At 60.2% G+C, this 11,976-nt stretch carries 11 protein-coding genes; 4 read left to right on the top strand and 7 right to left on the bottom strand.

What is annotated here, in order from left to right:
- Positions 1–8: 8 nt before the first annotated feature.
- Positions 9–1,085 carry a dihydropteroate synthase gene (locus tag SIC14_RS17300; RefSeq protein WP_412563154.1) on the top strand — a complete coding sequence of 359 codons (1,077 nt, stop codon included), beginning with the start codon at positions 9–11 and terminating at the stop codon, positions 1,083–1,085.
- An 86-nt stretch (positions 1,086–1,171) separates the two neighbouring features.
- Here SIC14_RS17300 and SIC14_RS17295 read toward each other — a convergent pair whose 3' ends face one another.
- From SIC14_RS17295 to SIC14_RS17285, 3 genes are read right to left on the bottom strand one after another with little or no spacing between them, the layout of a single operon-like run.
- On the bottom strand, positions 1,172–1,558 hold the full coding sequence (locus tag SIC14_RS17295; RefSeq protein WP_412563153.1) for a VOC family protein: 387 nt from the start codon (positions 1,556–1,558) through the stop codon (positions 1,172–1,174).
- A 43-nt stretch (positions 1,559–1,601) separates the two neighbouring features.
- Positions 1,602–2,387, bottom strand: a complete 786-nt coding sequence (locus SIC14_RS17290) for a helix-turn-helix domain-containing protein (protein ID WP_412563152.1) — start codon at positions 2,385–2,387, stop codon at positions 1,602–1,604.
- 20 nt (positions 2,388–2,407) lie between these two features.
- Positions 2,408–3,016 carry a response regulator gene (locus SIC14_RS17285; RefSeq protein ID WP_412563151.1) on the bottom strand — a complete coding sequence of 203 codons (609 nt, stop codon included), beginning with the start codon at positions 3,014–3,016 and terminating at the stop codon, positions 2,408–2,410.
- A 190-nt stretch (positions 3,017–3,206) separates the two neighbouring features.
- Here SIC14_RS17285 and SIC14_RS17280 point away from each other — a divergent pair, with 190 nt between their 5' ends.
- Entirely contained in the window at positions 3,207–3,737 is a 531-nt protein-coding gene (locus SIC14_RS17280) for an oxidoreductase (RefSeq protein ID WP_412563150.1), read from the top strand.
- A 37-nt stretch (positions 3,738–3,774) separates the two neighbouring features.
- Entirely contained in the window at positions 3,775–6,363 is a 2,589-nt protein-coding gene (locus tag SIC14_RS17275) for an ATP-binding protein (protein ID WP_412563149.1), read from the top strand.
- On the opposite strand, the gene SIC14_RS17270 is transcribed toward SIC14_RS17275, so the two are convergent.
- The 4 genes from SIC14_RS17270 to SIC14_RS17255 form a co-directional block, all read right to left on the bottom strand.
- Positions 6,360–7,580: a hypothetical protein gene (locus tag SIC14_RS17270; RefSeq protein WP_412563148.1), complete on the bottom strand. Its 1,221-nt coding sequence runs from the start codon at positions 7,578–7,580 to the stop codon at positions 6,360–6,362. The genes SIC14_RS17275 and SIC14_RS17270 overlap by 4 nt on opposite strands.
- Positions 7,581–7,659: 79 nt before the next feature.
- The gene (locus tag SIC14_RS17265) at positions 7,660–8,538 is read right to left on the bottom strand and encodes an amidohydrolase family protein (RefSeq protein WP_412563147.1); all 879 of its coding nucleotides are present in this window, start codon (positions 8,536–8,538) and stop codon (positions 7,660–7,662) included.
- 5 nt (positions 8,539–8,543) lie between these two features.
- Complete coding sequence (locus tag SIC14_RS17260) at positions 8,544–9,566, bottom strand: aldo/keto reductase (protein ID WP_412563146.1); 1,023 nt, start codon at positions 9,564–9,566, stop codon at positions 8,544–8,546.
- Positions 9,563–10,360, bottom strand: coding sequence for an IclR family transcriptional regulator (locus tag SIC14_RS17255; RefSeq protein ID WP_412563145.1), 798 nt, complete (start codon positions 10,358–10,360; stop codon positions 9,563–9,565). Before SIC14_RS17255 ends, SIC14_RS17260 begins: the two co-directional genes overlap by 4 nt.
- A gap of 219 nt (positions 10,361–10,579) precedes the next feature.
- Between SIC14_RS17255 and SIC14_RS17250 the strand changes: the two genes are divergently transcribed.
- On the top strand, positions 10,580–11,902 hold the full coding sequence (locus SIC14_RS17250; RefSeq protein ID WP_412563144.1) for a sugar ABC transporter substrate-binding protein: 1,323 nt from the start codon (positions 10,580–10,582) through the stop codon (positions 11,900–11,902).
- The last annotated feature ends 74 nt before the right edge of the window (positions 11,903–11,976 follow it).

Below are 11,976 nucleotides of genomic sequence, written 5' to 3'. Positions count from 1 at the left end.
GAAGAGCCATGACGCGCACCATCGTAGAATCCCCGACCAAGACCGCGATCATTGGTTTCGATCAACCCTTCACTGTGATTGGTGAGCGGATCAACCCCACCGGCCGCAAGATCCTGAACACGGAACTGGAAGCGGGCGATTTTTCCCGCGTGCAGGCAGATGCCCTGGCGCAGGTTGCCGCTGGCGCCACCATCCTCGACATCAACTCGGGCGCAGTGTTTTCCAACAAAATGGCCGAAGACCCGCGCTACGCCGACAACAACTTTGTTGAACCGGACCTGATGCGCCAACTGGTCGAAAAGGTGCAGGAAGTTACCGATTGCCCGCTCTGCATCGACAGTTCCGTGCCCGGCGCGCTGGAAGCTGGCCTTGCCGCCGCCAAAGGCCGCCCGTTGCTGAACTCGGTCACGGGTGAAGAGGAGCGGCTGGAGCTGGTGCTGCCGCTGGTCAAGAAATACAACGTGCCGGTGGTGGCGATTTCCAACGATGACACGGGGATTTCTGAAGATCCCGAAGTGCGCTTCGCCGTGGCCAAGAAGATTGTAGAACGCGCCGCCGATTTCGGCATTCCAGCCTATGACATCGTGGTCGATCCGCTGGTGATGCCGGTGGGGGCCATGGGGTCTGCCGGTTTGCAGGTGTTTGAGCTGAACAAACGTCTGCGCAATGAGCTGGGTGTGAACACCACCTGCGGCGCCTCCAACATCTCCTTCGGCTTGCCAAACCGTCATGGCATCAACAACGCCTTCCTGCCGATGGCGATGGCGACCGGCATGACCTCGGCAATCATGAATCCTGTGGCGCTGCCTGTTGGGCCGAAGAAACTGGCGGAGAAAAAGGCCGAAGTCGAGGCGGCAGGCATCATCCTGCCCGCCGATATGGAGGATGAGGCGTTCTGCCAGATGTTTGGCCTTGGGTCGACCAAGCCGCGTGCGGGCAAAGAGATGGAGGCGATCCGCGCGGCCAACTTCCTCACCAACAATGACGAAGGCGGGGCAGAATGGATCCGGTTCAACAAACCTGCCGGTGAGGCGGGTGAAGGCGCCCGTGGCCGCCGCGGTGGCGGCCGCCGTCGCCGCGCCTAAAGTGAAGGGAAGGAGCGAGGCGCTGCCTCGCGCTCCGGAGTATTTTTGGCAAGATGAAAGGGCGGCCCCGCGGGGTCGCCTTTTGGTTAAGCGATCGGGGTGGCCAGTTCGACCAGGCAGCCGTTCAGGTCACGTAGGTAAGCGACCGTCTGGCCCCAGGGTTTTTCCGTGGGCGGCACAACGGGGCTGCATCCGGCGTTGAGCGCGGTCTGGTAAGCGGCAGCGACGTCCTGCGTGACAAGGCAGATTTCCCAGGCGGCGGCGAGGGATTTGGCGCTGTTGGGGGTGACGGCCAGCCCGTTCAACTCAATGGCATCGAGCGCGGCAAAGGCCAGCGCGGTGGCGCCGGTCTCCATCTCGGCGTAGGTTTGACTGTCATGCAGGAAGCGGCAGGAGAGGCCAAAGGCGGTTTCGTAAAATGTGACCGTTTGCGGCACATCGGCGACGTAAATGATGGTGTGTCCAAGTTTCATAGTGGCGTTCTAGCAGGGCTGCGCTTCGGCGCTCTTGGATAAATCAGACATCGAGATCGGAAATCGCCACATGCAGCTGGGGCAGGGTGAGGTTTGGGGGCAGAACCGCGGGTGTAAAACCGCCGAATTGTTTGAAGGCACGGGTCATGTGGCTTTGATCGTTGTAGCCCGCCTCAAATCCGGCGGCGCTGAGCGGCAACCCGGCATTGCGGATCAGCCGCAGGGCGCGGTGGAACTGGATCAACTGGGCGTAGATCTTGGGGGAGAGCCCAACCGCGTTTACAAAACGGCGCTGCAGCTGGCGCGGGCTGAGGGACAGGTGATCGGCGAGGGTCGTGACTGGCAGCCGTCCACCGGTGAGGTGCAGGAGATCAAGCGCTTCGGTGAGGTGCTGGGGCTTTGGTTCACCGAGGTGTTGGCGCAGCGCCTGTTGCAACAGACGGGCCAGTTGGCGCGGTGTCTGCGGCGATGACGGAAGGGTCAGCGTGGGCAAAACCACCTGCGCTTCGGCCCCTCGAAGGGTCTTGTCCTGCATCTGTGCAACCCTCTCGCCCCAGAGGAGGCGGCCATAAGAGGGCCGCAGGCGCAGGCCCAGCCAGCAGTCCCCGGGGTTTTCTGGCACAGCAAAGGCACGTGTCGCCGGGCCGGTCAGGACCAGATGCGGCGGTGTGTTGTCCAGTTCATTGTAACGCAGGATGATGTCGCAGCGCCCGTCCGGCAACACCAGAGAAGTGCCGGAACGGGTGGCGCGGTGGGTCCAGAAGGCCTCGACCGAGCGGGTCAGGCGGGGGGACAGTTGGCGGTCGCGGTAGCCAGCGGGCAGGGGCATGGATCAGCCCCAAAAGAGGATCAGACCAGATCCTTGTCGCGGGCGATCATTGCCGCATGGGTGCGGTTGCGCGCCTGCAGTTTGCGGCTGAGGGTTTTGACATGTAGTTTGATGGTGACCTCCTGCACATCCAGGTCGCGGGCGATTTCCTTGTTCGCCTTGCCCTCACAAATGCCGCGCAGCACGTCCATTTCACGTGGGGTCAGGTGAATATCCCCTTCAGCACCCGGTTCGGAATCCAGAAAATGCTGCGGCGTGTAGGTGCCGCCTTTCAGCAGGTGTTGGACGGCGGAAATCAGCGTCTCTGGCGCAATGGTTTTGGGCAGGAACCCAGCCGCCCCCGCCGAAAGCGCGCGGCGCGCCACATCGGGCGAAGCGGTGCCGGAAATGATCGCCACCGGCATGTCATCATTGGCGTCCATGGTTTTCAGCAGGCCCTCAGGCAGCTTCATGCCGGGCATGGTGTAATCCAGCAGCACCAGATCATAAGCGCCAGAGCGATCGATCATCGACAGGGACTCTTGTAGGTTGGCGGCTTGATCTACCTCCAGCTCGCCCATGTCGCGGATGTAATTTGCCAGGGTTTCACGGACCAGGTCGTGATCGTCTGCAATCAAGATTCTCGTCATTCCAAACTCAGCCCGTCATCAAAACGCCTAATGGTGCGTCAGTTAATTTATTACATCACTATTATCAGCGCAGAAAACAGGGTCTTGATCGCACCGCGCAGATAAATCCACCTATACCGAGGGATAGGGCTATGGACGGGTCGTGTCAATTTCCTCAATCTGAATACACCAAAGATACAGGGTCAGGTAAATGACATACAACTTCAAAGATCTGACAGCAGGGCTGGCAGTGGCGGGGGCCGTGTTTGCAGCCTCTTTTGGGACCACATCCGCCGTCGCCGCGGATGAGGCGGCGCTGGAACCTGCGTTGGAGGTGATCACTGTCACCTATGACGACGGCTCGGAGAAGGCAGAAAAGGTTCTGACGCTGGGCGATCTGATGGCGTTGCCGCGCAATGGGTTTGAAACCGAAACCGTTTGGACCGAAGGGGTGCAGCGGTTTGACGGCGTTTGGCTGACCGATCTTGTGAATTCACTCGAGATCAGTGAAGGCCTGCTGGAGTTGAGCGCGCTCAACGAATATCTGGTTGAGTTCAACGTGCCGGAAATTCCTGAAAGCAAAGCATTGGTCGCATATCTGCACAATGGCGAGCCTATGTCTGCGCGCAGCAAGGGGCCGCTTTGGGTGGTGTTTCCCTACGATGAAGGCCCCGAGTTCCAGACCGAGCTGACCTATATGCTCAGCATCTGGCAGCTTGACAGGATCCTTGTTCTGCCGTGACATCACTTCAAGGGGATGAGAGTGGAAGGAGGTGCCCATGCGCTTGATGCGCAGTTTGGGCATAGCATCCGGCTGGGTGCAGGCAGTGTCACTGGCGGCGGTTATTCTGGTCAGCCTGCCTTGGGCTGTGCAGATCTGGGGCGAGGTGGATCGCAAGCTGGATGAGTTGCGCAGTTCGGCCACCGACAATGTGATCTGGAACCTGACCCAGCTTGAAGTTGAGTTCCTGAAATATCGGGCGGCAACCCATGCAGCGCGTGACAGCACAGCGGAGGATGCGGCGGCGCTGAATGAGCTGCGGCGGCATTTCAACAACTATTACAACCGTTTGGAAACGTTGAACGGCGGGGCGCTTTATCAGGAGGCCTTTCGCCAGTATCGTACCTTGCGGATCCTGACCAAGCTGCGAATGGAAATCGCCGAAGTTGAGGCCTTCATCGACAGCGATGATGCAACGCTCTACGCCCGTCTGCCGGAAATTGCCAAAACCACCGAAGGCCGCCAGCGTGACGTGCGCCGTATCATTTCCAAAGGCAATCAATATGTCGGTGTGGCCGGGAAGGCGGCGCGGGATGAGATCAGTCGCCTGCTGTGGCGCCTGTCCATTGTGGTTCTGGTGCTGCTGGTGGCGCTGGGTCTTGCGTCGGCATTGTTCTTCCGCCAATCGGTGATGAACCGGCGGCGGGCAGGGGAACACAAACGGTCAAGCGTGCGGTTTTCCACCGTTATTTCTACTTCGCCAGATGCGCTGATTGTGACCGATGGTCAGGGTGTGATTGTCGAGTTCAACCGCGCCGCCGAGGAGCTGTTCCGCATCGAACGCGAGCATGCCATCGGCAAAGGGTTTATCCGCTATCTGTTGGATCAGGACGGCCAATTGGCCACCCTGCCATTGACCCGCAAAGAACGGGTGGCTGGGGTAGAGCTGACCTTGTTGACCGCAGATGGCACCAAGGTGCCAGTGGAGGTGTCACAAGGGGTCGCTGAGTGGGAGACGCAGGGGTTCTTCGTCTATTTCCTGCGCGACATCTCGGATCGGCGCGCTGCGGATCGGGCCTTGATGGCGTCGCGCGACCGTGCGCTTTCCGGGGAACGGGCCAAGTCACGTTTCCTTGCGGTGATGAGCCATGAGATGCGCACGCCGTTGAATGGAATCCTTGGCTTGGTGGAGCTGCTGCGCGGCAATGAAACAACCGATGAGATGGAGCGGGAACGTTATCTGAACCTGCTGCGGTCATCTGGGCAGATCCTGCTGGACCACGTCAATGACGTGTTGGACATCGCCCAGCTGGAGGCTGATGGCGTGCGGCTCAATCCGGCGCCTTTTGATCTGGACCAGATGATGCACGATTTGGTCGGCCCTCTGGAGGTTGCCGCCAAGGCGCGCGGGCTTGGCTTCCATTTTGAGACGACCCCTGAAACACTTGGCTGCTACGAAGGCGACGCGGGCCGGTTGCGGCAGGTGTTGACGAACCTGATCGGCAATGCGGTCAAATTCACCGATGCGGGTCAGGTCGCGGTCAGTGTTTCAGTGTCCCCGGCGGATCTGGGTCTGTCCAACCGGTTAGAGTTCCAGATCACCGACACCGGCGCCGGCATCTCCGAAGAGGATGTCGCGCGGATCTTTGATGATTTTGTCCGGCTCGAACGGGATGGCAAACATCTGGCAGAAGGCACCGGTCTGGGTCTTGGCATCGCCAAGCGGATCATCGAAGCAATGGGCGGCAAGATCGGGGTCGACAGCATCGAAGGTGAAGGCTCCAGCTTCTGGATCACCGTCACCCTTCCGGTGTGCTCTGCGGTGCCGAAAGCGTCGCAAGACCCAGCCCAATCTGCGGGTGCCGAGGTGGTTGATCCCGTAGGGGCGCTTCGGGTGTTGGTGGTCGAAGACAATGCGACCAACCGCCTGGTGGTGCGCGAAATGCTGGAACGTGACGGCCATACGGTTGCCGAGGCAATCAATGGCAAGATCGGTGTCGACAAGGCCGCAGCCGAGCGGTTTGACCTGATCCTGATGGACCTGAACATGCCTGTTATGGGCGGGCTCGAAGCCTGCCGGCTGATCCGGAAGTCCGGCCAGAACACCCAAAGCCGGATTGTGGCATTGACGGCGCATGTGCTGGAACGGGACGACAGTCTTTATGCCCGTGTTGGTCTGGACGGTGTTTTGTCGAAACCGCTGGAGCGGGGCGATCTGCGACGGGTTCTGGCGGGGCGCAGCCGGGTGCGCACAACAGAAGCCAAACAGGACAGCCTGTTTGATCTGCCCCATCTGCGGCAGGTTTTGGCGGCTCTGGGCGCTGACAAAGCACAGAAGCTGCGCGAAGGTTTTGAGAAAGAAACCGAGGCGCTGTTATCCCGTTTGGAACAGGCCGACCCAAAGGTTCTGGCCCCCTCTACTGAGCTGAGCACCGAGGTGCATTCCATCGCCGGATCCTGCGCCATGATTGGTGCGCAGCGGATGCGGGAACGGCTGAACAGCTTTGAATCGGAACTGTTGCAGTCGCAACGTTCGGGCGCACCCCGGGTGGCCAATCTGAACCATTGGCGCGGTGAATTGCGTCAGGTCTGGGACGAAACCCGAAATGGTCTGAGCGATCTGCAGAAGGCAGAAGGGGCGTCTTAACAGGCGGTGCTAGATGGCGGTGACGGGACGCTGTCGGTGGCCTCCTGCGGGGCAGAGCAGGCAACACGGCGGGTGATCCACTCCGCGAGGCCCTTGATCGACACCGCAGCCCCGGCGTGCCGTGCCATCATCACCGAATGAACGCCCGCCAAGACTCCAGACCAGAGGGCAGGATCCAATGCTGATAGGGCCGATCCCTGCAACGGAGCCAAAGGCGCGGTTGAGTGGCAGAGACTGTCCGCATCTGTGCCAATACCCCTTACCCGGTGGGCCGCAACCGCAAGCAACAGCAACAGCCCCACAGGGTTGGCTGTTGCGGCGGTGGTGCGTTCCAATCCACGGGCAATTGTGAAAAATGACACCGCCGTTTGCACGTCCCATCCCAGCAACTGCGCAAAGCCCCGGATCGAAGCGCTCATCGTGTCTTCGACTGGGATATGCACAGCGTTCAGCGACCATTGGCTGCTCAGTCCCGCTGCAATCAGGATTTCTGAATAGTGCGAGATCATGCGGGGCAGATCGGGCAGCGGCTCTGCCGGCCCCAAAGCGTTGCGATGCACCAGTTGCCAGGTTGCAAAAACCTCGGCCAGCGGGTCGTTCCGGTTTGAACTGATGGCGCGGTCAATGGCGTCGAACACCGCGCCGATGCGCCTGCGCGCGACCCCTTCGGCGGCGACTACAGACAGGTCTTCGCGGAAACTGCGGGTGAAGGCGGTGTCCAGCGGTGCGCTGTATTCCGGCGCAAGGGTGGTGAGTGCTGTTACGATCTCTGCTCTGTCAGGCGACGGAGGCGTGTCCGAGGAAGGGGGCTGAGGGACCGTGTTCCGTGGCACCGTGTGGCTTGGTTCAAAGGGACGCGGTTCCAGCGGTACTTTGGGGGCCATCCCACCGCGCCAATGCGCCAACCGGTGCAACAGCAGGGTCCGCAGCCGCTTGGCCACAGAAGTGGATCCTGTGGTGGCCTTTGCCAAAGGGACGGTCAATGCCTGATAACGCCGATAGGCCATGACATGGTCGCAGATGTCTGCTTCAGAAGACGGCTCAGACGCCAGATCCGTGGATTGCAAAGCCGCAAAGAAGGCTTTTTCCGCCGCCGTGGTCGGGGCCCGCAACCCACGTGCAATCCCGTCATAAAGCGGCAGATGTTGAGCCAGCAAAGCCCAGTCATTTTCGGATAAACCGCTGTCCTCAAACCGTTTTGCGGGAAAGTCGATCACTTGTTAAGATTCTCAGTGTTTCAATCAGAAGGTCCAAAAGAAACATTTGCGACATGCGTTCAACCCCCGGGGACTACGGCTATACTTTTGCACCCGCAGATCGGACTGCGCCCCGGTGCCCGGTTAGGTCTTGGCCAGACGCGGATAGGCGCGGATAGGCATGGAACGGGTTGCGGGCCAGCACGGTTTCCGCATCCGTCCCAAGGGCGTGACGGACCAGATCTGCCCAACCGGAATACTGGCCCGCCAAGTTCAGCACCGGCCAATCACTGCCAAACAGCAATCGGTCAGGGCCGAACACCTGCAACAGATGCTGCAGGTAGAGGGCCAGATCGGCTGGGGTCCAATCCGCGCCCGCTTCGGTCACAAGGCCAGAGATCTTGCAGAACACCTGCGGATGATCGGCAAAGGCCTGCATGTAATCGGCCCAGGGCTGGAACTTGCCGCAGTGGATCTCTGGTTTGGCGCCGTGATCAATCACCACGTTAAGATCAGAGTAGCGGGTTACAAATGTCTGCAGATGCGGCAGATGCCGCGGCAGGACCAGTGCGTCAAAGGTCAGTTTCAGCCGCGCCATTGTCGCAAGGGCGGGCCCAAGCGCGGGGCGCAGCATCCAGGCATCATCGGCGATATCCTGTAGCATTGGGCGCAGCCCCAGAAACTTCGGATCCTGTGCCAGACGTTGGATCGAAGCCACCGCAGTGCCGGCCTCAAGATCGACCCAGCCAACCACACCTTTGATCCAGTCATGCCGCGCGGCCAAGGACAGCAGATAGTCCGTCTCGGCCTCACGATCAGCCGCCTGCACCGCAATTGTGCCATCCAGCCCTGCGGCCTCCAACAGCGGTTTCAGATCGGATGGCAGGAAATCGCGGTAGAGCGGTTCCAGGTCAGGGCTGAGCCAGCTGTAATCGCCCCGTGCCAGTTTCCAGAAGTGCTGATGGGTGTCGATCCGCATGGCGTCTATTCCTTGAATGGGTTGCCTTGGGGCAGCGGCGCATCCGGGTGAAGCAGTTCGGCCTCACGCAGCGCCGTCCAGAACGTTGCAGGGATATCAGTTGCAGCCCAGTCCAATGTGGCCTGAAGTTCACGGCGATCCCTCAATCCGGGAATGACCGAGATCACAGCCGGATGGCCCAGCGGGAACTGCAGCGCAGCGGCGGGCAGGGGAACGTTGTATTCGGCGCAAATCGCTTTCAATGCCTCGACGCGGGCCACCACCTCTGCCGGTGCTGAGCCATAGTTCCACGTCGCGCCGCCCACCAGAATGCCCGAATTGAACGGCCCCCCGATCACAATGCCGGTGCCACGGGCTTCGCATGCAGGCAGCAGATCTGCCAGCGGGTCTTGCTCCAGCAGGGTATAACGCCCCGCCAGCAGAAACAGGTCCCAATCCCCGATATCCAAAGCCTGAAGACAGGCGGCGCTTTCGTTGACACCCAGTCCGATGGCTTTGATCTGACCTGTCTCACGCAACTCGGCCAACGCGCGGTAGCCCCCGTCCTTCAGGTCCTGCAAATGTCCGGCGTTTTTGGCCCCGTGGGTGGTTTCGCCAATGTCATGCACATAGAGAATGTCGATCCGGTCCAGCCCCAGACGGTGCAGCGACGCATCGTAAGAGCGCATAGTGCCGTCGTAGCTGTAGTCATAGACCGGCGTGAAGGGCAGCGCATCGGGCCAGCCCATGGCCGCCGGGCCCGCCACAGCGCCGGGGCGCAGCAGACGGCCAACTTTGGTCGAGAGCTGGTAACTGCGACCGCGCAGGATGTCGCCCACCCGCCGCTCCGATTTGCCAAAACCATAGAAAGGCGCGGTGTCGACGTAGCTTAGGCCGTTGTTCAGGGCCGAAGCCAAGGCTGCGCTGGCCTCTTCCTTGTCCACTGCGTCAAACAGACCGCCCAAAGGCGCCCCGCCAAAGCCGAGCGTGGGCAGGCTCAGATCTGCACGGGGCAGTTTGCGGCGGGGAAACATGGGGGCGCTGGTCATGCCAGCCCCGCGAAATCCGGGGCGGTGCCGCCGTAGATGCCGGTCAGCTCCTGGGCCAGAGCGCCATACATTTCGACAATCTCGTCCAGACTGGGCACCGCAAGATCATCCACCCGTTCCAGATAGGGGCAGGACAGTACGGCGGCCGCGTTGCCAGATGGGCCGAAGATCGGGAAGGCCACGTTGGTCACGCCGATCGCGGTCGCCGAGGGCATCTTTTCATAGCCTATCGACCGAATGCGCTGGATGTGATCGTCGAATGCGCTGCGATCCAACGCGGGCTCGCCCACCGCCTGTCTGTGCTGGGCGATCAGATCCTCAAGTTCGTCATCGGGGCGAAAGGCCGCCAGAACCCGACCGGTGCCGGTGTTCCACAAACCAACCACAGTGCCGGTTTTCAGCGCCAACCCCCAGTTGCCGGGGGACTCGGCTGAGGCAACGATGACAACATCTCCATTGCTTTCCATACCCATATGGCAGGATTGCCAAGCCTTGCGGGTGATGGCGCGCATCCGGGGCAGGGCGGCTTCGATCACCCGGCCAATCGGCGGGTGACGCTGGCTGATCGAGAACATTTTGAGGCTGAGCGCATAGCGGTCCCCCGAAAGTGAGCGGATCACATAGCCACGCCGCACCAGCGTTGACAGCATCCGGTAGATCTCGCTTGGCGAACGCTCCAGCGCCTTGGCCACTTCGCCCTGGGTCAACCCTTCGCCGTGGCTGGCCAGTAACTCGATGATGTCCAATCCTTTTTCCAACGCCGGGGCGCGGTATTTATCGTCTTTTTCGGCCATATCCTGTCCTGTTTTCTTCCACGCCTTTGCCCTGTGTCCGCTGCGACATGCGCGGGTTTCACGGTCTGTGAAGGCGGCTGGATCTGTCGTCCTTATAGGGGAGTTTCCTTGGAAGGGCAGCGCAAGTCAAGCTTGATTTGTATTTAAATAAATGTTTTACATACGAACATTAGCTACCGATCCGGTGGTGAAAACGTCCTGCATCAAAGGGAGGAACTGATGCAAAAATCTCAACTTTTTAAGGGTTTGATGGCCTGCTCCGCATTGGTTGCGGCGGTCGAATCGGCTGCTGCGGCTGATTGGGGCAACCATGCTGGCGTCACCATCGAGGCCAAACTGATCGGTGGTCAGCAATATGAAGGTCTGTATGGCCGTATTGCCGACTGGGAAGCGGCCACCGGTGCGACGGTCAAAATCATCTCGAAGAAAAGCCACTTTGAGATCGACAAGGAGATCAAATCGGATATGGCGGCGGGCACCACCAAGTGGTGTGTTGGCTCCAACCACTCGTCCTTTGCGGCGCAGTATGAAGGTCTCTATGTGGATCTGAACGATCTGGTCCCGGCCGAGATGATTGCCGAATTTGTGCCGGGCAATATCGGTGCTTCCACCATTGGCGGAGAGCTATTGATGCTGCCGCGCGCCCAGTTTGACGTCTCGGTGCTTTACTACCTCAAATCAAACTATGAAGACGCAGAAAAAGCCGCCGCTTTCAAGGCAGAGTATGGCTATGACTTGGCCGTGCCGGACACCTGGGCGCAGGTGAAGGATCAGGCGATCTTCTTTGCGGATCCTCCCAATTTCTATGGCACCCAATACGCCGGCAAAGACGAAGCCATTGTTGGCAGGTTCTATGAAATGGTTGTGGCTGAGGGCGGCAACTATCTGGATGAAAACAAAAAACCGATCTTCAACTCGGATGCCGGTCAGCGGGCGCTGCAATGGTTTGTCGACCTTTATGCGGCGCAGGCGGTTCCGGCGGGCACGACCTCTTATGTCTGGGATGATCTGGGGCAGGGCTTTGCCTCTGGTACTGTGGCGCTGAACCTGGACTGGCCGGGCTGGGCGGGTTTCTTTAACGATCCGGCGTCGTCGAAAGCGGCGGGCAATGTTGGTGTGGCGGTGCAACCGATGGGGTCAGTCACCCGGACCGGCTGGTCTGGCCATCATGGCTTCTCGGTCACGGACAACTGCGCCAACAAAGACGCTGCGGCGTCGCTGGTGATGTTCCTGACCAGCGAAGACAGCCAGCTGGCCGAAAGCGCTGGTGGCTCGCTGCCGACACGGACCAAAGTCTGGGAAGCCAATGTGGAGGCGGCCTATGCCTCTGATGATGTATTCCGCGCCGAAGCCTTGAACGCTTTTGCTGAAGGCGCGCAATATGCGTTCGCAGTGCCGCCGATCCCGGAGTGGGGCGAGAGCACCAATATCGTCTTCCCCGAGCTACAGGCCGCGATTGTCGGCGACAAAACCGTCAAGGAAGCGCTGGATGATGCCGCGGAGGCCGTGGACGAGCTGATGCGCGAGTCCGGCTACTACTAAGAGCAGGTTCCCCCTTCTCACAGGTTCAAAGGCGGGTTTACGCTGCCTTTGAACCGACCCTTAACTCAGACAAA

The sequence above is a fragment of the Thalassobius sp. MITS945101 genome, assembly GCF_047123305.1.
Lineage (GTDB): Bacteria > Pseudomonadota > Alphaproteobacteria > Rhodobacterales > Rhodobacteraceae > Thalassobius.
The sequence above is the reverse complement of the archived record's forward strand: the minus strand, read 5'-3'. Positions and strand labels throughout refer to the sequence as shown.